This window comes from Knoellia altitudinis (assembly GCF_042666355.1).
Taxonomy (GTDB): domain Bacteria; phylum Actinomycetota; class Actinomycetes; order Actinomycetales; family Dermatophilaceae; genus Knoellia; species Knoellia altitudinis.
Map to the genome: position 1 here is coordinate 400,367 of NZ_JBHTDK010000001.1, position 23,256 is coordinate 423,622.

The following is a 23,256-nucleotide window of genomic DNA, read 5'->3' on the forward strand; positions in this document are numbered from 1 at the left end:
CGCCAGTTCGACTTCATCGACCCGCCACAGCCGGACCTCCCGCTCCGTGGGTCACGAGGCGGCTGCGCGGACCTAGAGTTGCGAGCATGACCGACCACGTCGAAGTCACCGGCCACGGGGCCCACCACGTCGTCCCCGACCTCGTCATCGTGCGCGCCCGGGTGCAGTGCGACGCCCGCGACGTCGCCTCCGCCCTGACGGAGTCGTCGAACCGCACCGCTGCGGCCCTGCAGGCGGCGTCCGACCACGGCGTCGAGCCCCGTGACCGACGCACCGATGACGTCGGTATCCATCCGCGGCACGACCAGAACGGGCGCAAGGTCATCGGCTACACGGCATACCAGGCATTCCGGCTCACCGTCCGCGACCGGGATCGGGTCGGCGACCTCCTCCAGGCCCTCGCTGGTGCGGCCGGTGACGCGCTCGCCGTCGACGGCATCGAGATGGGGGCCGACCAGACCGCGGACGCCGTCGCCTCCGCCCGCGACGCCGCGTTCGCCGATGCCCACACCCGGGCCACGCAGTTCGCTCGTCTCGCGGGCACCGAGCTCGGCAAGGTCATCCACATCCACGAGGGCGGCCCCGACGACAACCGGCCGCGCCCGATGATGGCCCGGTCGGCCAGCTTTGACGCCTCGATGCCGATCGAGGGTGGGACGCAGGCCATCACGACGACCGTCACGGTCCGGTGGGCGCTCACGTGAGCTGGCTCGACGCCCTCGGGTGGTTCGGCTCGGCTCTCCTCGTCTTCTCGCTCCTCCAGGCGCGCATCCTGCGGCTGCGGGTCCTCAACACGGTCGCCTGCATCATCCTGACGTTCTTCAACGCCTTCCTCGGCGTCTGGCCGATGGTCGCCATGAACGTCGTGCTCGCGGCCATCAACCTCTGGTTCATCGCCAGGATGTTGCGGGAGAGGAACGACGAGAGCGCCTTCACCGTCATCGAGGTCGAGGAGCATGACGCCTACCTGCAGCACTTCCTCGAGGTCCAGCACGACGACATCGAAAGGTTCAACCCTGGCTTCAGCGGCGTCACCGAGGCCGCCGAACGCTATGCCTACCTCGTCGTCCACGGCCACGAGACCGTCGGCGTGGTGGTCGTCCGCGGCGCGGGAGGCGGTGTCGGTCAGGTGGAGCTCGACTACGTCACCGAGCGCTACCGGGACTTCACGCCGGGCGAGTTCGTGTGGCGGCGCAGTGGCCTGTTCGCCGGCCACGGGTGGCGCACCATCCGCACCCCCGACGCCATGGTCGGTGCCTACTACGAGCGGCTCGGGTTCCGTCGCGACGGTCAGGCGTGGGCCCTCGACATCGCCGGCGTCACGCGTCCAGAGGGCAGTCCCTGAGGTCGCGGTCCCGAACGATCGTCACGGGTGTGAGGCGTCGAGGCCAAGGCGCTGGCGCACCGCCGGAGCGAACGGGCTCCACGCGAACCAGCGCGGAACCGCTCGGGTCAGGTGTGAGGGTCCGGTCAGCGCCAGGCTGCCGTCGGCGAGGGCGTGCGGATAGGTGACGATGCCCGAGAAGACTCGCATCAACGCCACCGGTTCGGTGGTCACCACGACGTCGTTGTCGAAGCCGGGCGGGTCGGTGCACACCGAGGTCTCGCGGCGCTCGATCACCATCCAGATCCGGGTCGGGTCCTCTCCGGTGTAGTCGAACTCGACGATCGTGCGGTGGTCGGGCAGCTCCGTGGTCACGAGGCGGCGCGACATCCACCACGTCAGGGTGACCGGGTCGACCTCCCGCGGCTCGGGCTCGCTGAACATCCAGCGCACCGCCCACTCGCCGGCAGCCGTGATGACGCCCTCGAGGTCTCGACCTGCCGGCGTGAGCTGGTACTCGTGGCCCGCCGGCACGGCGACCCGCTGGACGACGCCCTTGCGCTCGAGGTGTTCGAGACGCTGCTTGAGCAGAGAACGCGAGATCCCCGGCAGCCCTCGGTCGATCTCGTTGAAGCGGCGGGCGCCCAGCACGAGCTCCCGGATGATCAGCGGCGTCCATCGCTCGGCGAACACCGAGCTGGCCAAGGCGACCGGGCAGTACTGCGAGTACTCCTTCACCTGTCGAGTGTCGACCCGCCAGGGGCCTGCGGTCCAGAAACTGGCCCACTTCGGTCCACTTTGCGTTCTGGAGGGGGACGGGTCCCGGGACGCACGCTCGTCCCACCACCCCGACACCAGGAGGAACCATGACCACCACCTTCGACCCCATCGCCTTCAAGACCACCACCCGCGCCCAGTGGGAGAACGCAGCCGAGGCCTGGCACCGCTGGGGCCCCTCGATCGAGAGGTGGCTCGGGACGGCCACCGGGCAGATGCTCGACGACGTCCGGCTCACCGAGGGTTCCCGCGTCCTCGACGTCGCCGCCGGTGCAGGAGGCCAGACCCTCGCCGCCGCCCGCCGGGTCGGCAGCTCCGGCCACGTGCTCGCGACCGACATCTCACCCGCGATCCTCCGGTTCACGGCGGACGAGGCCGCAGCGGCCGGACTGTCCAACGTCACGACCCTGGAGGCCGACGGCGAGGACCTCTCCGCCGTGCCGGATGGCAGCGTCGACGCGGCCATCTCGCGGGTCGGGCTCATCTACTTCCCCGACCGGGTCCGCGCCCTCGAGGAGATCTGTCGGACGCTCCGGCCCGGTGGCCGGGTCTCGGCCATCATCTACTCGACACCTGACCGCAACGGCTTCTTCTCGATCCCGGTGGGGGTCATCCGCAGGGTCGCCGGTCTGCCGGCCCCCGGCCCGGGTCTGCCCGGACCGTTCAGCCTGGGCGGACCCGGTGTGGCCGAGGCAGCGTACGCAGCGGCGGGACTCGTCGACGTGACCGTCACGACGGTGCCCTCACCGGTGCGGATGGCAAACGCCGCAGAGTGCGTCCGCTTCGAGCAGGAGTCGTTCGGCGCCCTGCACCAGATGCTGTCCGGCGTCGACGACACCGCTCGCGCCGGTGCGTGGCGGGAGATCGAGGAGGCCCTCGGTCAGTTCGACGGGCCGGAGGGCTTCGTCGGGCCGTGCGAGATGCTCGTCGTGTCCGGCACCCGCCCCTGACCGTCGGCCCGGCGCCTGCGTCGGCGGTCGAGGGTGATCTTGACGCGGTGCCCGGTGATGACACTGGCCAGCCACGCCAGGCCCACCGCCCACCCCGCGATGACGTCGGTGAGCCAGTGGTGGCCGAGGAACACGCGTGACAGGCCCATCCCGACGATGACGGCGCCCAGCAGGACGATGACGACCGCCCGCCAGCGCTGGCGGTTGATCCAGAGGACGAGCAGGTATGCCGTGAGCCCGAGGATGACGGTCGCGTTGAGCGTGTGCCCCGAGGGGAAGCTCGGTGAGGTCTCGAAAGGGGGGACGGCGAGCGACTCAGGGGGGCGGGCTCGGCCGGTGAGCTGCTTGCCCGTCACGGTCATGGCCAGCGACCCGAGACTGGCGATGGCCATGAGGACGACCGGTGTCCATCGGCGCCACAGGAGCGCGAGCCCGCCGGCGACGATGACCGTGAGGATCGGCATGACCACCGGTCCACCGACGTCGGTGAAGTCGGTGGCGAGCTCCGCCCGGAACGGCGTTCGGGCCTCCACGGAGGCGTCGAGCACCGGCTGGTCGATGACCGAGATGCCGTCGCGGTCGACGACGTTCTCATAGACCTCTGCCGTCACTGCGCTGAGACCCCACACGAGGGCGAGCCCCACTCCGGCGGTGAGCAGCAGAGCGATGTTGGACACCGACCAGCGCAGGAGCCGGGCCAGGACCTCGGCCACCCGGGCGACGAGGCGGACGAGTCTGCGTCCGGAGGCCGTGCGCCACTGCGCGAGGTCACGGGTGCCGACCCGCTCCTCGTCGCGCGGCGCGGGGGGCTGGGTGGCGGCGGACGGCATACGAGATCGTCACACACCGACGGTCCGGGACACACGAACACCCGGTCCGAGCGGCAGGGCCGCCCGAACCGGGTGTCGACGTTCGTGGGATGACCACGGTGGTGGAGGTGGCGGGAATCGAACCCGCGTCCACTGACGGGAAACCAAGGCTTCTCCGGGTGCAGTGCGCTGTGGATTTTCTCGGCCCCAGGGCTCGCGCGCACACGTTCCCTGACAGGCCCAGTCGGATTAAGTCCCACGCCACCCCCCGACAAGAGTGACGCAGCCAGTTCTCTAGATGGCGCCAGGCACTGAGTCGAGATCTAGCTCAGGCTGACGGACTTCGGAGCTCGCTCAGGCGGCGAGGGCGAAGTCGGTGCGCTTTGAGTCGGCACCTATTGGTTTGCACGGAGCGTTAACGAGATAACCGTGCATCCTCGACCCGCTTCCCTTGATCCGCCGACCAATGTCGAAACCGATCACCCCCCTGAGGGGGCTCATCCCACGCTGTTCAGTTGTGTCGTCGAACTCTACCCGTCAACGCGCGGCGCCCCCGAATCAATTCCGTGTCCGGCATCTGCGAAGTATCAGGCCAGGGCCGACTTCAGAGCCTCGGCCAGCGTCGTGGTCGGGCGGCCGGTGAGGCGGGAGAGGTCCCCCGACTCCGTGAGGAGGGCACCCTGCCTGATTCCTTCGTCGCTCGACGCCAGCACCTGGGCGTAGCCCTCTGGGAGACCTGCGTCGACGAGCGCGCCGGCGTAGTCGTCCACGGACAGGTCGCGGTAGGCGACCGGCGTGCCGGACTGCTCCGACAGCGCCGCGGCATACTCCCCCAGCGTGAACGAGTCGTCGCCGCCGAGCTCGTAGACCTGTCCCGCGTGACCGTCCTCTGCGACGACCGCCGCCGCGGCAGCGGCGAAGTCGGCCCGGGTGGCAGCGCTGATCCGGCCCTCGCCGGCCGCACCAAGGACGGCACCGTGCTCGAGCTGCACGGGGATCTGCCCGGTGTAGTTCTCGAGGTACCAGGAGTTGCGCAGGAGCACCGTCGGCAGTCCGGACGCCGCGAGCGCGTCCTCGGTGGCCTTGTGCTCGGCGGCCAGACCCAGCGGCGAGGAGTCCGCCCGGACGATGCTCGTGTAGGCGACGAGGGACACGCCCGCGGCAGTGGCGGCGTCGATGACGTTCTGGTGCTGGGCCACGCGCTGTCCGACCTCGCTGCCCGAGATGAGGAGCACCCGGTCGACCCCGACGAGGGCGGCGTCGAGCGAGGCCGGGTCGTCATAGTCGCCGACGCGCAGCTCGACCCCTCGTTCGGCGAGGGCCGTGGCCTTGGCCGGGTCCCGCACGAGCGCGACGACATCAGAGCCTTCGACGCCGCGGGCGAGCAGGGAGTCGATGGCGAGGCGGCCGAGCGCTCCGGTGGCGCCGGTGACGAGGATCGTGGTCATGGGTGAGGCCTTTCGAGGTGGTGGCTGTGGTGCTGACACCCGGAGAACGACCGGCACAACGGCATACTTCCCAGAAGTTAGTACCCACTTTCAAGTAAGGTACCTACATGAAGGTGAGTACCCCACTACGTGAGCTCTTCCCCGACGCGGTCTTTGCGGCGGGCTGCCCGAGCCGCACCGTCCTGGACCACGTCATGAGCAAATGGGGCCTGCTGGTGCTCCTGGCTCTCGGCGACGGCGAGCCCCTGCGGTGGAGCGGGCTGCGCCGTCGCGCCGAAGGGGTGAGCGAGAAGATGCTCGCGCAGACCCTGCGGACCCTGGTGGCTGACGGGTTCGTGCTGCGTGACGCGCGACCGGTCGTGCCGCCGCATGTCGAGTACTCCCTGACTCCCCGTGGGCTCGAGCTCGCCGCCTTGCTGAACCCGCTCATGGTGTGGGTCGTCGAGAACGCCCCCGACATCCTCGAGGATGCCGCCGCCGCGTCGTGACTCAGGCGGCGCGAGCGGCGCTCTGCTCGGCCGGGTCCTCGGCGAGGAGGAAGCGCTGCAGTCCGGCGAGGTCGTCCGTGTTGAGGACGTCGACGTCAGCCGCGACGAGCTCTCGCCACAGGGCTTCGCGGTTGGGCAGGGCGAGGTCCGGCGTGGCCCAGAAGCGCACCTCCTGGCCGTTGGCGTGGGCGGTGGCGACGATCTCGTGGAGCCTGGCACGCTCCCCCGCCGGCATCTCGCCGACACCCTGCCAGGTGAAGAACTTCGTCCAGTTGTCGCTGATGAGCGGCACGATGCCCGCATCCAGCGGCCCACCGAGGTCACTCATCCGACCGTCGTAGAACGAGAAGCGGGTCGTCGCAGCCTGCATCGCGGCGAGGTCGCGGTTGCCGGAGATGACCGCGGTCACGGCGCGCTCGTGCACTCGCCCCTGGCGGGAGGCCGAGAAGAGCTGCGGGTATGCCGCGAGCTGCCGGTCGATGACCGGCCACGCGGCGGCACCGTTGCTCTTGACGTCGATGAGGAGGCGGAAGTCGTCGCGCCACTGCGGGTGGATGGCGCCGCCGTTCTCACGGAAACGCTGGGCCAGCGGCTCGAGATAGGTGTCGGCCAGGGTGCGGCTGAGGTCCGGACCGTCATGCCCGATGTAGAGCTCGCCGTCGACGAGCCAGACGTCCGCCTCGGCCGAGGTGAAGCCGTGGTCGATGGCGTCGAGCAGCGGGCGCTCGTGCTCGTAGTCGTTGTGCGCGTGGGCTCGCTCCAGCGGCTGCACGCTCGAGCGTGGTGCCGGTGCGGCGGAGGCGCTCACGCTTTCCGGGGAGATCGTCGTCACGGAGGCAGAGGCGACCGGGCCGGTGACGAGACCGGCGCCGAGCAGGGCGGAGAGGAGGACGGCTGGGCGGGCGAACGGCATACGTGGCATGGCGTTCACCCTGGCCCGCCGCGGTGAACCGCAGGCGTCGAGAGCGCGAACAGGTCCGGACTCTGAGCAGACCGTCTCACCCCGTGAGCGGTCACTACGATCGAGGCACGTTTCTCGTCCCAGCTGGAGGTATGCCGTGTTCCGCAAGGTCCTCGTCGCCAACCGAGGTGAGATCGCCGTGCGGGCCTTCCGCGCGGCTACCGAGCTGGGGGCCAAGACGGTCGCCGTCTTCCCTCACGAGGACCGCAACTCCGAGCACCGGCTCAAGGCCGACGAGTCCTACCAGATCGGCGAGGAGGGTCACCCGGTCCGGGCCTACCTCGACCACGAGAGCATCGTTCGCGTCGCCCTCGACTGCGGCGCCGACGCGATCTACCCGGGCTACGGGTTCCTGTCCGAGAACCCGCTCCTCGCCGAGGAGTGCGCCGCCCACGGCATCACCTTCGTCGGTCCGCCGCCCGAGGTCCTCCATCTCACCGGCAACAAGTCCAAGGCCATCGCTGCCGCGCGCGCGGCGGGGCTGCCGACCCTGCGCGGGTCCGAGGCCGGGACCGACCTCGACGCGCTCGAGGCGGCCGCCGCGGACATCGGCTTCCCGTGCTTCGTCAAGGCCGTCTCCGGTGGCGGTGGCCGAGGCATGCGACGGGTCGCCGACCCGGCCCAGCTGCGCGACGCTCTCGAGGCGGCTCAGCGCGAGGCCGACGCGGCGTTCGGCGACCCCACGCTCTACATCGAGGAAGCCGTCGTCGACCCGCGGCACATCGAGGTCCAGATCCTCAGTGACGGCACCGGGACGACCAACGGTGACACGGGCATCCTTCACCTCTTCGAGCGCGACTGCTCGGTGCAGCGGCGTCACCAGAAGGTCGTCGAGATCGCTCCGGCACCCAACCTCGACCCCGCCGTGCGCGAGCAGATGTGCGCCGACGCTGTGCGCTTCGCGCGCGAGATCGGCTACGTCAACGCCGGCACCGTCGAGTTCCTCCTCGGCAAGGACGGTCGCTACGTCTTCATCGAGATGAACCCGCGCATCCAGGTCGAGCACACCGTCACCGAGGAGGTCACCGACATCGACCTCGTCGTCTCCCAGCTGCGGATCGCCTCGGGCGAGACCTTCGAGGACCTCGACCTGCGGCAGGAGGACATCGTCGTCCGTGGGTTCGCCCTGCAGTGCCGGATCACGACCGAGGACCCCTCCAACGGGTTCCGCCCCGACGCCGGCACGATCACGGTCTATCGCTCCGCCGGGGGTGGTGGGGTGCGGCTCGACGGTGGCACGGTCTTCGTCGGTGCGAAGGTGTCGGCCCACTTCGACTCGATGCTCGTCAAGCTCACCTGTCGTGGTCGGAGCTTCCCCATGGCAGTGCGCCGGGCGCGAAGGGCGTTGGCGGAGTTCAGGATCCGCGGTGTCTCCACCAACATCCGCTTCCTCGAGGGAGTCCTCGCCGACCCGGAGTTCCAGGCAGGCGAGGCCACCACGTCGTTCATCGACGAGCGTCCCGGGCTCCTCACCGCCCGCACCCCGGCCGACCGCGGGACCAAGCTGCTCACCTATCTCGCGGACGTCACCGTCAACCAGCCGCACGGCCCGGCCCGTGCCAGGGTCAGGCCGCGCACCAAGCTGCCGGCGCTCGACCTCGTCGCCCCCGTGCCGCCCGGCTCACGTGACCTGCTGCAGCGGGTCGGTCCGGCGCAGTTCGCACGCCAGCTGCGCGAGCGCACCGACGTCGCCGTGACCGACACGACGTTCCGGGACGCCCACCAGTCGCTGCTCGCGACCCGGATGCGCACCCGTGACCTGCTCCACGTCGCCGGCCACGTCTCCCGTCTCACCCCCGAGCTGCTGTCGATGGAGGCGTGGGGCGGAGCGACCTATGACGTCGGCCTGCGGTTCCTCAGCGAGGACCCCTGGGAGCGGCTCGCCCTCCTGCGCGAGGCCATGCCCAACATCCCGCTCCAGATGCTCCTGCGGGGACGCAACACCGTCGGCTACACGCCCTACCCGACCCGGGTCACCGACGTCTTCGTCCAGGAGGCGGCCCGCACCGGTCTCGACATCTTCCGGATCTTCGACTCGCTCAACGACGTGAGCCAGATGCGTCCCGCGGTCGAGGCCGTGCTCGCCACGGACACCGCCGTCGCCGAGGTCGCCCTCTGCTACACCGGCAACCTCAGCGACCCCGCCGAGCAGCTCTACACGCTCGACTACTACCTCCGGCTCGCGGAGCAGATCGTCGAGACCGGCGCTCACGTGCTCGCGATCAAGGACATGGCCGGGCTGCTGCGCGCACCCGCCGCGCGCACGCTCGTCACGGCCCTGCGCGAGCGCTTCGACCTGCCCGTGCACCTCCACACGCACGACACGGCCGGTGGGCAGGTCGGCACGCTCCTCGCCGCCATCGACGCCGGCGTGGACGCGGTCGACGCCGCCTGCGCCGCCATGGCGGGGACCACGAGCCAGCCGTCCCTGTCGGCCCTCGTCGCCGCCACGGACGGCACGGACCGGACCACAGGGCTGGACATCGACCACGTCTTCGCGCTCGAGCCCTACTGGGAGGCCGTGCGTCAGCTCTATGCCCCCTTCGAGTCCGGCCTGCCCTCCCCCACCGGCCGGGTGTACTTCCACGAGATCCCCGGAGGCCAGCTCTCGAACCTGCGCCAGCAGGCGATCGCCCTCGGGCTCGGTGACCGGTTCGAGGACATCGAGAACATGTATGCCGCCGCGAACCGCATCCTCGGCAACCTCGTCAAGGTCACCCCGAGCAGCAAGGTCGTCGGCGACCTCGCGCTGGCCCTGGTCGGAGCCGGAGCCGACCCGGACGACTTCGAGGAGAACCCCACGAAGTACGACATCCCCGACTCTGTCATCGGCTTCCTCGAGGGTGAGCTCGGCGATCCTCCCGGAGGCTGGCCCGAGCCGTTCCGCACCAAGGCCCTCCAGGGACGCGGGCGCAAGCCGCGCGTGACCGACCTGACGCCCGAGCAGGAGCAGGCCCTCGACGTCACACCGCGCGGCGCACTCAACGAGCTGCTCTTCCCCGGACCCACCCAGGACTACCTGACGTCGAGGGAGCGCTACGGCGACCTCTCGGTGCTCGGAACGGTCGAGTTCCTGCACGGGCTCGACCAGGGGCGTGAGTACGAGGTCGAGATCGAGGCCGGCAAGCGACTGCTCCTCGGGGTGTCGTCGATCGGCGACGCCGACGCCAAGGGCATGCGCACGGTCATGTGCACTCTCAACGGCCAGTTCCGCCCGATCACCGTCCGCGACAGCGCGGTCAAGGTCGACGTCAAGGCCGCCGAGAAGGCCGAGCCGGGCAACCCCCGGCACGTGCCCGCCCCCTTTGCCGGGGTCGTCACCCCAGTGGTCGCCGAGGGCGCCGAGGTGGAGGTCGGCGACGTGGTGGCGACGATCGAGGCCATGAAGATGGAGGCCAGCATCACCGCGCCGAGCGCTGGCACCGTCGAACGCCTCGCCATCGGTGGTCACCAACAGGTCGAGGGCGGAGACCTTCTGATCGTCCTGAAGGGTCTAGCCTGAAAGGGCACCGAAGCGTCAAGACGCGGCGCTGGCTCGGTGCAGATCACCATCCGCACAACCAAGGAGACTCACCATGGGTATCGGAGACAAGATCGAGAACATGAAGGACGACCTCAGTGGCAAGGCCAAGGAGGGCACCGGCAAGGCGACCGACAACGAGCGCCTCGAGGCCGAGGGTCGCACCGACCAGTCCAAGGCGGACCTGAAGCAGGCCGGCGAGAAGGCCAAGGACGCCTTCAAGAACTGAGTCCCCTGCAGCAAAGGCCGGTCACCCCAGAGGGTGACCGGCCTTCCTGCCTCGAAGGGGCCTCAGCCGAGCGCGTCGAGCAGCGCCTTGGTGAATGCGGGGATGTCGTCGGGGTTGCGGCTGGTGATGAGGTTGCCGTCGACGACGACCTCCTCGTCCTGCCACGTGGCCCCGGCGTTGCGGAGGTCGGTCTGGAGGCTGGGCCAGGAGGCGAGGGTCCGCCCCTCGACCACGCCTGCCTCGATCAGGGTCCACGGCGCATGGCAGATGGCGGCCACGGGCTTGCCCGACTCGACGAACGCCTTGACGAAGGCCACGGCGTCCTCATCCATGCGCAGCGCATCCGGATTGGCGACGCCGCCGGGAAGCACGAGAGCGTCGAAGTCGTCGACCGACGCCTCCGAGACGAGGCCGTCGACCGGGCGGGTCTCCGCCTTGTCGAGGTGGTCGAAGGTCTGCACGGTGCCCGGCTCGGTGCTCAGCAGCGTGGCTGAGTGCCCGGCGTCGGACACGGAGTCCCAGGGGTCGGTGAGCTCAACCCGCTCGATGCCCTCGGGTGCGGTCAGGAACGCGATCTTCTTGGTCATGCCACCCAGCCCATCACAGTGACAGAGCGCCGACCACCCCCGTGCGGGTGGAATCGCATATTTCGCGATGCGCGCGTTTGCGACGAAGGAGCAACTGAGCGCGCACCGCGAAATATGCGATTCCACCTGACGAGCGGCTACCAGGAGCCGCCGCCACCCCCGCCACCGCCACCGCCGGAGAACCCACCACCGCCGGAGAAGCCGCCCCCGCCGAGCCCCGAGCCGCCGGACGAGCCGGGGGTGGAGACGAAGGTCCCGGCGGCCTGCGTCGAGAACGAGTCCATGCTCGTGGCGACGTGGCCGAAGTTCCAAGCGGTCATCGGTCCGAGGTACCAGGTGGGGGCGGCGATGACGTGGCCCGCCGCGGCGGCGGCCGACGCCACCTCCTCGAAGACCGTGGCCCAGCGATCGGCGAGCCCGAAGACGATGGCGTAGGGCAGGAACTTCGAGAAGACGTCCTGGGCCTCCTCCCACCGGATCTGGTTGGCCTCGGCCGTCGCGATGTACTGCTCGAAACCTCTCGCCTGGGCGAGCACCGCGCTGCCCTGCGCCGTGCGGGAGGCCATTCGGCGGCCCAGGGCCTGGACGACGAGGCCGGCGACGACGAGGCCGACGCCGAAGACCCAGCCCATGGCCACGAGACCACCGCCGCCGAGCTCACCGAGCGTCGAGGTCAGGAAGAACAGGGCGAGGGCACCGAGGACGAGCAGGACGATGCCGAGGCCGCTCCACGCGGAGCGCTGCGCATCGGGTGACCGACGGAACCAGTGGCGCTGGACCGCCTCGGTGTACATCAGCGCCTGCACCTGCTTGAGGGTGCCGGCGAAGGTGTTCTTGAGGGCGGAGAGCCGGGTCTCGTCACCGGAGGCGAACACGCCGTCGAGCAGCTGCTGCTCGTAGGGGGCCAGGGCCGCGGCGCCGGCCGGCGGCGTGGCCCGGCGCAGGATCCAGTCGTCGCTGCGGAAGCGCCCCCTCTCCTCGGCCGTGAGGGTGAGGTGCCCTCGGACGGCCAGGTCGATGAGAGTGGCCGTGACGTCGACGACGTCGGCCTTCTCGTCCATGATCGTGCCGACCATTCCCGGCTGGACTCCCGCCGGAGGCGTGAACTGCACCGCCACGGTGGGGGCGCTCCCCCGCACCACCGGCACGCTCTCACCAGCGCCGGGCGAGAGTCCCGGGGTCAGTCCGGCATACACCTCGTCGCGTCCGCGAGTCCAGACGAGCAGCCCCATGAGACCGCCGGCGAGCAACGGGATGAGCACGCCGCCACCGGCCAGTGCTGCCCCGAGGTACTTCTGCTGGTCCGGGCTGAGGGAGGGCCCGGGGTCCCCATAACCTCCACCGAAACCGCCGTCGGACTCGGCATCACGCAGGTCGGGGGTGAGGTCACCGAAGGCCGTGCGCGGCCACGAGACGACGATCGTCGCCCCCTGACCGGGTGCGATGTCGGGGACGGTGAACCTCGACGTCGCCCCTGCGGTCCCGGTGCAGGTCGTGTCCTCCTGGAGCGCGCCGTAGTAGCAGGCGACCTTGGTGGCGGGGACCGGCCCCGTGACCTCGGCGCTCACGTCGCGGTAGACGTACTCGTTGGAGGGGTCGATGTGGTTGTAGTAGAGCTCGGCGGTCCCGTCACCGATGTCGTTGACGACGTTGTCGAGCGTGTAGGACAGGACGTAGTCGTGCACCCCTTCGACGGTCTCGTCGGCGTTGCCGATGCGCACCTGCTCGTAGGCCCCGAAGTCCGAGATGTCGGTGTCCGTCGGAGCCCCGGTCGGCGAGCTGACCTCGACGTCGGAGAGCTCGTAGTGGCGGTACTGGGTCGTGGACTCCTGGTAGCCGGCGCGCACCTGGATCGTGCGATAGATGCCGTGGCGCTCCTCCCCTTCGGGGAAGTCCCAGCGGATGCGCTGGGTGACCTGCATCGACCCGTCCGGCTGCACGGCATACGAGACGTTGAAGCGGGTGGCGTCGTCGTCCATCGGCACGAAGCCGACGAGAGAGGAGGGTGACTGCGCGCCACCGACGGGCGCTGCCAGGGCCGCTCCCACCGGGACGCAGCCGAGCACCACCACTGCCATGGCACCGAGGCCAACCCCCCAGGTCCGAAGCCGACCCCTCACGAACTACCCCCTGCTCGTGCCGAGCGCGCGCTCGGTCTCACGACGATCCTGACGTTCCCGCAACGTCTGGCGCTTGTCGTACTCCTTCTTGCCCTTGGCGATGGCGATCTCCACCTTGGCGCGGCCGTCCTTGAAGTAGAGCTGCAGCGGGACGATCGTGTGACCGCTCTCGCGGGTCTTGTGGGCGATGCGGTCGAGCTCCTTGCGGTTGAGCAGGAGCTTGCGTCGACGCCGCGGCGTGTGGTTGGTCCAGGAGCCGGAGAGGTACTCGGGGATGTGGACGCCCTCGAGGAACAGCTCGTCACCGCTGAAGCTGGCCCACCCGTCGACGAGCGTCGCGCGACCCATGCGCAGGGCCTTGACCTCGGTGCCCATGAGCACGAGCCCGGCCTCGAACGTGTCCTCGATGAGGTAGTCGTGTCGTGCCTTCTTGTTGCTCGCGATGAGCTTGCGCCCGTCGTCGACCTTGGCGCTCTTCTTCTTGTTGGCCTGTGCCACGACGCTCACCTCCCTCGAGTCAGTGCGACACGCTACTGCAGCGTATGCCGTGGGCGCGCGTGCCTTTGCCCCGCACCCGCCGCGTCGCCCGTCCCGCCCGAAGCGCCGACGCGGTCAGAGGTAGTTGCGCGGGTCGACGAAGGTGCCGTCCTCGTAGACCTCGAAGTGGAGGTGGCAGCCGGTGGAGTTGCCGGTCGAGCCCTCGTAGCCGACGACGGTGCCCCGCGAGACCCCACCCGAACCGACCCGGATCCGCTCCAGGTGGTTGTAGGTCGTCGTGAGGTGCACGCCGTTGATGACCCCGTGGTCGACGATGACGCGGTTGCCGTAGCCGGAGTTGTAGCCCGACTCGATGATGGTGCCCGCAGCCGCCGCCTTGACCGGGGTGCCGCAGGGCGCTGCGTAGTCACGGCCGCTGTGCAGCCGCCACTCGCGCTGGATCGGGTGGAAGCGCATGCCGAACTCGGAGCTGATCCGGCCTCCGCTCGGAGCACTGAGCGGACCGCCGCTGGGCGGTGGCGGTGGTGGCGGCGGGGCAGCCGGCCCTCGAGGTGCCGGCCGGTTGCTGTTGTTGCGTGCCGCGCGATCCGCCGCGGCGGCCGCAGCCGCGGCCCGTGCCTCAGCCGCACGTGCCGAAGCCGCTCGTGCCGCAGCCGCGGCCTTGGCGCGAGCGTTGGCTGCGGCAGCGATGCGCGCGGCCTTGAGGGCGGCGGCGGCCCGGGCCTTGATGACCGAGCTGAGGCGCGCCGACTCGGCCTGCATCTGAGCGAGCCTGGCCTTCTCGGCGATCGACTGGGCCCTGACGGTGGCTGCCTGGCTGGTCTGCTTGGCAGCCAGGGCGTCGAGCGCCGTCTTGGCGGCGGTGGCCTCGTCGCGGGCGGCGTTGGCGGCCGCCAGGGATGCCTCGGCCTTGCGCTTGGCCTTCTCGGAGTCGACGCGCAGCGCCGACAGGTGGTCCTCCTGCGCCGTCTGGCTGGCCCTGGCCGTCGCGAGCGCCACCATCGACTGGCCCTGCAGGTCCATGACCGTGCCGATGAGGGCGATGCGGTCGGCGAACTGCTGCGGGCTCGTCGACGTCATGGCCATGTCGAACTCGCCGAAGCCCTGCTCCTGGTAGATCTGTGCGGCGAACTGCGCCACCTCGTCGCGGCTCTCGCGGATCTGCGTGGTCGTGGACGTCAGCTCGTCCTGCGCCTTGGTCTCGTTGGCCCGGGCGACCTCGAGCTCCTGGGTCGCCATCGCGTTGGCGGTCTCGGCGCGGGCTGCGGCGCCCTGCGCCCGGGTCAGCGCGGCCTGGGCGGCCGGCAGCCTGGCCTGCGTCGCCTGCAGTGCGGTGTATGCCGCCGCCAGGCTGGAGTTGGTCTCGCTGAGATCCTCGCGCAGCTGGTTGATCTGCGAGTCGACCTTGCGCTTCTGCTGACCGGGGTCGGGGTCAGCGCCCTGGAGCGCCGAGACGGGAGCCACGAGGGCCAGGGAGCACGCGAGCGCCACCGACACACCGGCATACCGGCGAACGGAAGCGGATCGAGGCGCAGGGGTTCGCCACATAGTCACCATTGGTAACACGAGTCACCTCCGAATGGAACCTCCCCCGCCGGGAGGTTCTCCTGCCCGTCGTCTCTCCTGGGTCTGCAGAGGTGTTCGGGAACTCGACCATTGTCGCGGACGCGAGGGGCGGCCCGCAGGCGATTGGCGGGTGCGGACGCAGTGGCGGGAATGGCTCAGACCCGCAGATAGCGGCGCAGGGTGACCACGCTCGTGAGGACCGCGATGAGGATGACGCCGCCGAAGAGCCACGGTGTCAGCGACCAGACGTCGCCCGCCCCGATGAGGGCCTGGTTGAGCACGACCTGGTTGAAGCCGAGGTTGAAGATCAGCCGCAGGCCCAGCCACAACGCACCGACCGCCAGCCCCACTCCGAGCGTGGCGACCACGAGCATCTCGATGATGAACGGCATCCGGATGGTCCAGTTGGACGCTCCCACGAGCCGCATGATGCCGATCTCGCGTCGCCGGATGAACGCCGCCTGACGGATCGTCGTCGCCATGAGCAGGGTCGCGCAGATGACCATGAGGCCGGCGAGGAAGACCGAGAAGACGGTGATCCAGTTGATGATCTGGAAGAAGCGCTTGAGGACCTTCTCCTGGTCCTGGACGCTCGCGACGCCCGGTGCGCGCTCGAACTGGCTCGTGACGACGGCATACTTCGTCGGATCGCCGAGCTGGACGCGGAAGCTCTGCGGGATGTCACCCTGCTGGACGTTGCCGGTGATCGGGCTGTTGCGGAACTGCTCCTTGAAGCGCTCGAAGGCCTCGGCCTCCGACTCGTGGAAGACCTCCTTGACCTCGGGCATGGCCCGGAGCTGGTTCTCGATGCTCTCCTCCTGGGCCGTGGTCGCGGCCTGGCCCTGGCAGTTGGGCTGGAGGGAGGACTCGGCGCACAGGTAGATCGAAACCTGGATCCGGTCGTACCAGTAGCCCTTCATCGTGTCGGCCTGCTTCTGGGCCAGCAGGCCCATGCCGAGCAGGAACATCGACACCATCGTCACGAGGATGACCGAGAGCGCCATGGAGAGGTTGCGGCGCAGTCCCGACCAGACCTCGCCCGCGATGAAGCCGGCCTTCACTTGTCCACCTCCAGAGCCAGGTAGGTCGCGTCCTCGGCGTCGCGCACGACCACGCCGTCGTCGAGCTGGACGACCCGGCGACGCATCTCGTTGACGGTGTCCGCGTCGTGCGTCGCCATGACGATGGTCGTGCCCGCGCGGTTGATCCGGTCGAGCAGGTGCACGATGTCGAGGCTGATCTTGGGGTCGAGGTTTCCGGTCGGCTCGTCGCACAGGAGGATCTGCGGCTTGTTGACGACCGCCCGGGCGATGGCGACGCGCTGCTGCTCGCCACCAGAGAGCTGGTGCGGGAGGCGCTTGCCCTTGCCCTCGAGCCCGACCATCTCCAAGGTCTCGGGCACGAGCTGGCGGATGGCCGACGTCGGCTTGCCGATGACCTGGAGCGCGAAGGCGACGTTCTGGTCGACGGTCTTGCCGGGGAGGAGCCGGAAGTCCTGGAAGACGGCGCCGATCCCCCGCCGGAAGCGTGGGACCTTGCGGGCCGACAGGGTCCCGAGGTCCTGACCGGCGACGAGGACCGCGCCGGAGGTCGCCTTCTCCTCGCGCAGGGCCAGCCGGAGCATCGTGGACTTGCCGGACCCCGAGGGGCCGACGACGAAGACGAACTCGCCGCGCTCGACGTTGACCGAGACGTCGACGAGCGCGGGGCGGGTCGACCTCGGATAGACCTTGGTGACGTTGTCGAAGCGAATCATGCGCTGGGGTCAGGCCTCACGGCTCGGGGAAGGGTGCCCGTCGAGCATAGGTTCCGGACCTGTGGCCCGGGGACACCCCCGAGCAGAACGGCGCGCCCGCGGCACGGAGAGGACATCCGGCGCCCGATGCCCCTCGCGCCCGAGAAGCTCGTCAGAGGGCGCAGGTGTGGAGCAGGTCCCCCGACGTCGGGCGCGGCACGGTCGCATCGGCCGGCGGTGCCTTCCCGTCCTCGACCCACGCCGTGAGCGCGTCGAACCCGGCGCGGGCACAGGGCAGGAGCGGGCGGAGCCGGTCCGGGAACGCCGGGACAAGTGCATCGGTGTGGGTGCCGTCCTCGACCCGGTAGTAGCGGTGGTCGACGCCACGGCCGGCGTCGTCGACGAGCTGCTCGTAGACGTCGGAGTCGGTCCCGATCGGCAGGAGGGTGTCCAGGTCACCGTGCACCGTGATGAGCGGCTTGCCGATGTCTCCCGTGAGCTCCACCGACCGCATGGCCTCCTTCACCGCGGCGGGGCGGCTGGCGTAGTCGTAGTCGGCGTCGCACTGGGGAGTCCCGCTCGCGCAGTAGGGCGTCCCCGCGTCAGTCGCACCATCAAAGCTGGGGTCGAACTCCTCGCGGTAGATCCGCTGGGTGAGGTCCCAGTAGACGGTGTGGTGGAACGGCCAGAGGAACTCGCTGCCGGGTGCGAAGCCGGCCGCGATCATCGCAGCGTGGGCCGCGGGACTACCGGTCGCGGCATACGCGGGGTAGTGCCTGAGCGCGGTCGGCAGGTAGGTGAGGAGGTTCGGTCCGTCGGCGCGCAGAAGCGTGCCCTCCCAGTCGAGCCCGCCGTCGTAGAGGTCGGGGCGGTTCTCGAGCTGCCAGCGGACGAGGTAGCCACCGTTGGAGATGCCGGCCATCCAGGTGCGCTGCGGCGCCTTGGCCCGGACCTGCTTGACGACGCGCTTGGCGGCGAGGGTGAGCTCGGTGACGCGTGAGTTCCACTCGCGCACACTGCCGCCCGGCTCCGAGCCGTCGTCGTAGAAGCGCAGCCCCATGTTGCCCTTGTCGGTGCTCGCGAACGCATAGCCCTGCGCGAGGACCCAGTCCGACCAGATGAAGTCGTTGGCGTACTGCGTGCGGTTGCCCGGGGCACCGGTGATGACGAGCCCGCCGTTCCAGTCGTCGGGGATGCGGATGACGAACTGGCTGTCGTGGTTCCAGCCGTTGTTGGTGTTCGTCGTCGACGTGTCGGGGAAGTAGCCGTCGATCTGTATGCCGGGCACCCCCGTCGGGTTGACCGTGCCGGGTGTGTGGAGGCCGGCGAAGTCGGCGGCCCTGCTGTGACCGGACGGCACCGTGCCTGCGGTCGTGAGGTCGTCGAGGCAGGAGACCTTCTGCTTCTCGGCTCCGGGGATCGCGATCTTGCCCTGGCGGGCGCAGTGTCCGCCACCCGGCTTGTCAGCGGTGGCCGCTGGTGCGGCGGCCACGAGAGCGGCGGTGGCTGCGAGGGCGGTCAGGGTGGCGAGGACCGCGCGAGGAGACGTCATTGTCGGGCGCATAGCGCTCAGCATCCTCGGGCACCACCCGCAGTCCCATGTGCGCAGGCCCCATTCCCCCGCGGCGCGTGTGTGTCTGAGCGACCGCTCAGACGTCGGTGACGAAGAGCTCGCGCAGCGTGCGGGTCACGAGCGCAGCCGCTGCCGCTGCATCAGACGCCGGCAGGTAGCCCGACACCGCGACGTCGTCGGGGAACCACCGCGACCAGACCCGCGCCTCGATCTCGTCGTGACTCGGACGGCGCCAGCCGAGCGCATCGACCTGGGCCTCCTCGGCGTCCGACAGGAGGAGCTCACCGCCGAAGCTCTCGCTGCCCACGAGCTCGGCGACGGCGTGGTCGTCGTCGCGCCGTACGCGCGCCCACGGCCAGGTGTCCTCATGGACGGCCGGGATGATCCCGAGGAACCGGCTCTTGCGCACGAGGTGCGGTCGCGCCAGCGAGGGGAGCGAGACGACGACGTCCTCTCCCTCGGCAAGGCCCCGGATCCGCAGCGCCAGCGCCGCCGACCACTCCGTCCAGTCCGCCGGTCCGTCAGCGGGGAGCTCCACGGCATACGTCATCGGTGGTCTCGAATCTCACTGTCCCGCAGCGGGACTCACTCAGCAGCCTTGCGCTGGGCGATCTGCCAGCGGATGCCGGCCTCGATGAAGCCGTCGATGTCACCGTCGAAGACGGCGGTCGGGTTGCCGGTCTCGTACTCGGTGCGGAGGTCCTTGACCATCTGGTAGGGGTTGAGGACGTAGGAGCGCATCTGGTCGCCCCAGCTCGCCTTGACGTCTCCGGCCATCTCCTTCTTGACGGCGGCCTCCTCGGCGCGCTTGAGCAGGAGCAGCCGGGACTGCATGACGCGCAGGGCTGCGGCGCGGTTCTGGATCTGCGACTTCTCGTTCTGCATCGACACGACGGTGCCCGTGGGGAGGTGGGTCATGCGCACGGCGGAGTCGGTGGTGTTGACGGACTGACCGCCCGGGCCGGAGGAGCGGAAGACGTCGATCTTGAGGTCGTTCTCGGGGATCTCGATGCTGTCGGTGCCCTCGATGAGCGGGATGACCTCGACCGCGACGAAGCTCGTCTGGCGACGACCCTGGTTGTCGAACGGGCTGATCCGGACGAGGCGGTGGGTGCCGCCCTCGACCGAGAGGTTGCCGAACGCATAGGGCACGTTGACCTCGAAGGTCGCGGACTTGATCCCGGCCTCCTCTGCGTAGGACGTGTCCATGACCTTGGTCGGGTAGCCGTGCCGCTCGGCCCAGCGCAGATACATGCGCATGAGCATCTCGGCGAAGTCCGCGGCGTCGACGCCACCGGCGCCCGCGCGGATCGTCACGACGGCGGAGCGCTCGTCCCACTCGCCACTGAGCAGCGTGCGGACCTCGAGCTCGCCGACGGCCTTCTTGACGGCCCTGAGCTCCCTCTCGGCCTCCGCCAGGGTCTCGGCGTCGTTCTCCTCCTGGCCCATCTCGACCAGCGCCTCGAGGTCGTCGACCTTGGTGTCCATGCCGGTGACGCGCTCGTACTCGGACTTGGCGCGAGAGAGCGCGGAGGTGACGACCTGCGCCTTCTCCTGGTCGTCCCAGAGGTCGGGTGCCGCCACCTGCTGCTCGAGGTCGGCGATCGTCGCCTCGAGCGCGCTCAGGTCGGTGACGTCACGCACCGACGTCATCGTCGTGCGCAGGTCTTTGATCTCTTGCTGGAAGTCGGTTGCCACAAGAGCCAAGACTACGTGCCCGTATGCCGTCCGCTCACTTCCCGCGGCTCGGACCGGCTGGACGGGCTGGACGGGCTGGACGGGCCACCGACGAGGGGTTGGGTGACCCGCCCAGGTCAAGAGTCACGTCCGGTCAGCCGGGACCTCCGGCGCCGCACCCGGCGTACGCGCCACCAATGACGTCACCGTAGGCAGCGAAGACGTGGTCGATGCCATGGCCGTCGGCGTTGTTGGGACCACCGACGACACCGTCCTTCCCGGCGACGGTCTTGATGGTGAAGGAGGACGGCGCGCCGCTCGCCTCGTATGCGGCGAGGACGCATTCGCCCTGCTCGGGTGTGAGCACACCGTCCGCGACGTCACCGCCGATGGCGTCGGCCACCACGAGCGTGAACCACGCGTTGGAGTTGGCGCCGGCCTGTGTGTTGCCCTTGTCGGAGCGGCTGGCGTTGTAGCACTCGTGAGCCGCCGCTGTTGTCGCGGTGGCGAGACCGATGGCTGCCGTCATGGCGATGGCGGCGCCGAAGCGCTTGGTCGTGCGACCCATCTCGGATCCCTTCCGAAGCGCCGCCGGGGCGACGGGTACGTCGCCGGTTGTGCGGCAGAGCTCCTGGAGAGGGATTCTGCTCCGGGCGAGAAAGCCCGTCAGGGGAATGGAGGCGTCGAGGCGCCCCCAATCCGAGCCATTTGGACGTGCCCCTGCGGGACTACGTGAGCTGCGGGCTCCGCGAGCGGACATGGTCATCTCGCTCGCCGGGGAGGCGCGGATCGAGCCTGATGGCAGCCCAGGTCAGGGCGAGGAGGAGGACGGCGACTCCGGCACAGGCGAGGAGGGCGCTCGGGTAGCCGTGCAGGCCGACGTCGAGGAACGGGTAGGGGTACCAGTCGACGACCCCGCCGCGCACGAGCGTGTAGACGAGCCATCCGATCGGGAAGATGAGGGATGGCAACAGGAGGCTGCTGTCGACACGGCCGCGAGGGCCGAAGGCAAGCCACCCGATGATGGCGAGCAGCGGGACGACCATGTGCAGGAGCTTGTCTGCCGCCCAGTCGGCACCGCTCAGGTCGAGCAGCGGCCGCAGGAGGAAGAAGTGGACGACGCCGGTGACGGCGATGCAGATCACGGCATTGAGCCGCAGGACCCGCCACCACCTCGGGTAGGCCGCCTGTCCGAGGGCCAACGTCGTCGTCGTGATCGCGACGAGCAGGTTGGACAGGATCGTGAAGTAGGAGACCAACCGGATGAGGCGGGTGCCGAGCGGGACGGGCCCGACCGACTCGTCGAGGACCCGGCCGCCCTTGAGGACGAGGACGACCTGGAGGATGAGCGCTGCCCAGGTCACGACGGCGGTGAGGGCGTGCCACGTGCGGGCCTGTCGCTGGGTGTCCACGGGCACATCATGGCCCTACTGGAGATCCGCCCGCGCGCGGGACACGACGTCGACACGCACGCCGTCGCCCAGCATCCAGCCGACCAACGGCACCTTCGCGACGCAGGACATGTGGACGACCGCGAGCTCGCCATCGGGTGTCCCGGTCTGTGCGCCGAGCCCCCACTCGCGCATCCCGGCGGGCATCGGACGTCGTGCGACGTAGTCACCTGCGGCCTCTTGGACCGTCGCGTTGCTCAGTGGGACCGCCTCACCGACACCTCCCCCGTATGCCGCGTCGTCCAGTGCGTTCGCTGCCGCCAGGGCCGCCCCGTCGGCGGCGTCCAGCAGCTTCATCCGCGAGAGGTGCACGGATGTCACGGCGATGACCCCGGTGATGAGCAGGATGCAGATCATCGTGAAGACGAGGACGAGGAGGGCGACCCGCCCCTGCTCGTCCCGTCGGACAGGCGTGTGCCGCAGCGGTTTTCGAACCTGCTGGCCACCCCTGGTCACGGTGAACCTCGGAACCGGTCGACGGTCGAGAGGTGGCTCGCGGTGAGCGGGATCTCGAGGGGCACGACGTCGCGGGCGAAGCCGGGGATGAGAGGCAGGGGGACGATGACCCGGGCCGTCGTCTCGATGCGCGCCTCGGGAGTGAGGCACGGGGAGGTCGAGCAGACGATCTCCATCGTCCCGCTCCCGCCGAATCCCTGGTCGACGAACGCCACCTCGGAGGCGGCCTGTGCCCGCGCCGCCGCATCCTGCCCCGACTGCGCCGTGACGAAGGCGCGACCGGCTTCGCGCGCAGCCGTCGTCACGGCATACGAACCGGCCTGGACCCGCCCCAGCGTCATGACGAGGTAGATGAGCGGCACGAGCATGAGGACGCCGAGGAAGATGAACTCGATGATGGCGCTCCCCTCCTCGCCGCCGCGGGCCTGCCCAAGTCGGTGCCGCCAGGTGTCCCTGTCCACTGCGCTCACCTCGCTCACTGCCGTTCATGGAAGGCACGGCCGGTGACGTCGAGCCGGCCATCCGGCCCCAGCAGGCCGAGGACCGGGAACGGCGTCCGCACCCGCACCTCGACGACCTGCACCCCCTCGACGACGTCGGTGCCCACCGACACGTTGCCGGCGTAGTCGTCGGACAGGGAGGCCTCGATGAGCTCGCGCGCCCTGGCGGCTCCCATCCCCGGGTCGGCGTCAGCACGGGCGCCGAGCCGCGCACCCTCGCTCGCGCACGAGATGAGGGTGTTGCGGATGTGGAGGACGAGCCCGAGCTGGAAGACCGTCATGAAGAGGAACAGGACGAGTCCCGAGACCATGACGAAGTCCGCCACGGCCGACCCGCGCTCGTCACGACGGACGAGCGTGGTCATCTCAACGGGAGACGCTGTCCATGGCCTGCTGGAACAGGTTCTGCAGCTGGTCCTCGGCCACAGTCCACAGCACTGCGACCAGCCCGGCCGTCATGAGGGTGATGAGGACCCAGCCCGGCACGTCGCCGCGCTCACGCCGACGATCGGCCGTGTCGACGAGGTCCTTGGCCGCGAGGTGGGCTCGGACGAGGGATCGCTGGATGGTCTGCATGGTGCTGCCTT

Annotated in this window: 25 protein-coding genes and 1 other RNA gene; 6 read left to right on the forward strand and 20 right to left on the reverse strand. The window is 69.8% G+C overall.

From position 1 onward, the window contains the following. Positions 1-86 precede the first annotated feature (86 nt). Both ACFQW8_RS01880 and ACFQW8_RS01885 read left to right on the forward strand, forming a co-directional pair. Positions 87-704: an SIMPL domain-containing protein gene (locus ACFQW8_RS01880; protein ID WP_380085287.1), complete on the forward strand. Its 618-nt coding sequence runs from the start codon at positions 87-89 to the stop codon at positions 702-704. Further along, positions 701-1,345, forward strand: a complete 645-nt coding sequence (locus ACFQW8_RS01885; protein WP_380085288.1) for a hypothetical protein — start codon at positions 701-703, stop codon at positions 1,343-1,345. Before ACFQW8_RS01880 ends, ACFQW8_RS01885 begins: the two co-directional genes overlap by 4 nt. 21 nt (positions 1,346-1,366) lie before the next feature. Here the strand turns inward: ACFQW8_RS01885 and ACFQW8_RS01890 are convergent, their stop codons facing one another. Then, a complete protein-coding gene (locus ACFQW8_RS01890; protein ID WP_380085289.1) occupies positions 1,367-2,062 on the reverse strand; it encodes a winged helix-turn-helix transcriptional regulator in 696 nt (231 codons plus the stop codon). Between the two features lie 128 nt (positions 2,063-2,190). On the opposite strand from ACFQW8_RS01890, the gene ACFQW8_RS01895 reads away from it, so the two are divergent. Beyond that, positions 2,191-3,051, forward strand: a complete 861-nt coding sequence (locus ACFQW8_RS01895; RefSeq protein WP_380085290.1) for a class I SAM-dependent methyltransferase — start codon at positions 2,191-2,193, stop codon at positions 3,049-3,051. Here the strand turns inward: ACFQW8_RS01895 and ACFQW8_RS01900 are convergent. The 3 genes from ACFQW8_RS01900 to ACFQW8_RS01910 form a co-directional block, all read right to left on the reverse strand. Next, positions 2,982-3,881, reverse strand: a complete 900-nt coding sequence (locus ACFQW8_RS01900) for a phosphatase PAP2 family protein (RefSeq protein ID WP_380085291.1) — start codon at positions 3,879-3,881, stop codon at positions 2,982-2,984. The two genes, ACFQW8_RS01895 and ACFQW8_RS01900, sit on opposite strands and share 70 nt — an antisense overlap. A 99-nt stretch (positions 3,882-3,980) precedes the next feature. After that, positions 3,981-4,347, reverse strand: a transfer-messenger RNA (tmRNA) gene (gene ssrA, locus ACFQW8_RS01905). Between the two features lie 100 nt (positions 4,348-4,447). Continuing rightward, complete coding sequence (locus ACFQW8_RS01910) at positions 4,448-5,308, reverse strand: SDR family oxidoreductase (protein ID WP_380085292.1); 861 nt, start codon at positions 5,306-5,308, stop codon at positions 4,448-4,450. Between the two features lie 107 nt (positions 5,309-5,415). Here ACFQW8_RS01910 and ACFQW8_RS01915 point away from each other — a divergent pair, with 107 nt between their 5' ends. After that, positions 5,416-5,796 carry a winged helix-turn-helix transcriptional regulator gene (locus tag ACFQW8_RS01915; protein ID WP_380085293.1) on the forward strand — a complete coding sequence of 127 codons (381 nt, stop codon included), beginning with the start codon at positions 5,416-5,418 and terminating at the stop codon, positions 5,794-5,796. A gap of 1 nt (position 5,797) precedes the next feature. On the opposite strand, the gene ACFQW8_RS01920 is transcribed toward ACFQW8_RS01915, so the two are convergent. After that, complete coding sequence (locus ACFQW8_RS01920) at positions 5,798-6,718, reverse strand: phosphatidylinositol-specific phospholipase C/glycerophosphodiester phosphodiesterase family protein (RefSeq protein WP_380085294.1); 921 nt, start codon at positions 6,716-6,718, stop codon at positions 5,798-5,800. 136 nt (positions 6,719-6,854) lie between these two features. On the opposite strand from ACFQW8_RS01920, the gene ACFQW8_RS01925 reads away from it, so the two are divergent. Continuing rightward, the gene (locus tag ACFQW8_RS01925) at positions 6,855-10,259 is read left to right on the forward strand and encodes a pyruvate carboxylase (protein WP_380085295.1); all 3,405 of its coding nucleotides are present in this window, start codon (positions 6,855-6,857) and stop codon (positions 10,257-10,259) included. 73 nt (positions 10,260-10,332) lie between these two features. Further along, positions 10,333-10,506 (forward strand): CsbD family protein, encoded by a 174-nt coding sequence (locus tag ACFQW8_RS01930; RefSeq protein ID WP_380085296.1) that lies wholly within the window; start codon positions 10,333-10,335, stop codon positions 10,504-10,506. Positions 10,507-10,568: 62 nt separating this feature from the next. Here the strand turns inward: ACFQW8_RS01930 and ACFQW8_RS01935 are convergent, their stop codons facing one another. The 15 genes from ACFQW8_RS01935 to ACFQW8_RS02005 form a co-directional block, all read right to left on the reverse strand. Then, positions 10,569-11,093, reverse strand: coding sequence for a type 1 glutamine amidotransferase domain-containing protein (locus ACFQW8_RS01935; protein ID WP_380085297.1), 525 nt, complete (start codon positions 11,091-11,093; stop codon positions 10,569-10,571). A 137-nt stretch (positions 11,094-11,230) separates the two neighbouring features. Next, on the reverse strand, positions 11,231-13,171 hold the full coding sequence (locus tag ACFQW8_RS01940; RefSeq protein ID WP_380085298.1) for a DUF2207 domain-containing protein: 1,941 nt from the start codon (positions 13,169-13,171) through the stop codon (positions 11,231-11,233). Positions 13,172-13,216: 45 nt separating this feature from the next. Further along, a complete protein-coding gene (gene smpB, locus ACFQW8_RS01945) occupies positions 13,217-13,711 on the reverse strand; it encodes an SsrA-binding protein SmpB (RefSeq protein ID WP_380085299.1) in 495 nt (164 codons plus the stop codon). Between the two features lie 114 nt (positions 13,712-13,825). Beyond that, complete coding sequence (locus ACFQW8_RS01950; RefSeq protein WP_380085300.1) at positions 13,826-15,259, reverse strand: peptidoglycan DD-metalloendopeptidase family protein; 1,434 nt, start codon at positions 15,257-15,259, stop codon at positions 13,826-13,828. 173 nt (positions 15,260-15,432) lie between these two features. Beyond that, positions 15,433-16,338: a permease-like cell division protein FtsX gene (gene ftsX, locus ACFQW8_RS01955; RefSeq protein ID WP_380085301.1), complete on the reverse strand. Its 906-nt coding sequence runs from the start codon at positions 16,336-16,338 to the stop codon at positions 15,433-15,435. Next, positions 16,335-17,033 (reverse strand): cell division ATP-binding protein FtsE, encoded by a 699-nt coding sequence (gene ftsE / locus ACFQW8_RS01960; protein WP_380085302.1) that lies wholly within the window; start codon positions 17,031-17,033, stop codon positions 16,335-16,337. Before ftsE ends, ftsX begins: the two co-directional genes overlap by 4 nt. A 151-nt stretch (positions 17,034-17,184) precedes the next feature. Beyond that, the gene (locus ACFQW8_RS01965) at positions 17,185-18,564 is read right to left on the reverse strand and encodes a 3-hydroxybutyrate oligomer hydrolase family protein (protein WP_380085303.1); all 1,380 of its coding nucleotides are present in this window, start codon (positions 18,562-18,564) and stop codon (positions 17,185-17,187) included. A 97-nt stretch (positions 18,565-18,661) separates the two neighbouring features. After that, entirely contained in the window at positions 18,662-19,135 is a 474-nt protein-coding gene (locus ACFQW8_RS01970; protein WP_380085304.1) for a TY-Chap domain-containing protein, read from the reverse strand. Between the two features lie 35 nt (positions 19,136-19,170). Further along, positions 19,171-20,283 carry a peptide chain release factor 2 gene (prfB, locus tag ACFQW8_RS01975; protein ID WP_380085305.1) on the reverse strand — a complete coding sequence of 371 codons (1,113 nt, stop codon included), beginning with the start codon at positions 20,281-20,283 and terminating at the stop codon, positions 19,171-19,173. A 133-nt stretch (positions 20,284-20,416) separates the two neighbouring features. Beyond that, a complete protein-coding gene (locus ACFQW8_RS01980; protein WP_380085306.1) occupies positions 20,417-20,830 on the reverse strand; it encodes a hypothetical protein in 414 nt (137 codons plus the stop codon). A gap of 160 nt (positions 20,831-20,990) precedes the next feature. Further along, positions 20,991-21,674, reverse strand: coding sequence for a Pr6Pr family membrane protein (locus ACFQW8_RS01985; protein WP_380085307.1), 684 nt, complete (start codon positions 21,672-21,674; stop codon positions 20,991-20,993). 15 nt (positions 21,675-21,689) lie between these two features. After that, positions 21,690-22,169, reverse strand: a complete 480-nt coding sequence (locus tag ACFQW8_RS01990) for a pilus assembly protein TadG-related protein (RefSeq protein WP_380085308.1) — start codon at positions 22,167-22,169, stop codon at positions 21,690-21,692. Continuing rightward, complete coding sequence (locus ACFQW8_RS01995) at positions 22,166-22,630, reverse strand: TadE/TadG family type IV pilus assembly protein (protein WP_380085309.1); 465 nt, start codon at positions 22,628-22,630, stop codon at positions 22,166-22,168. Before ACFQW8_RS01995 ends, ACFQW8_RS01990 begins: the two co-directional genes overlap by 4 nt. 14 nt (positions 22,631-22,644) lie before the next feature. Next, complete coding sequence (locus ACFQW8_RS02000) at positions 22,645-23,034, reverse strand: TadE family protein (protein ID WP_380085310.1); 390 nt, start codon at positions 23,032-23,034, stop codon at positions 22,645-22,647. 1 nt (position 23,035) lies between these two features. Continuing rightward, the gene (locus ACFQW8_RS02005; protein WP_380085311.1) at positions 23,036-23,245 is read right to left on the reverse strand and encodes a hypothetical protein; all 210 of its coding nucleotides are present in this window, start codon (positions 23,243-23,245) and stop codon (positions 23,036-23,038) included. Positions 23,246-23,256: the final 11 nt, after the last annotated feature.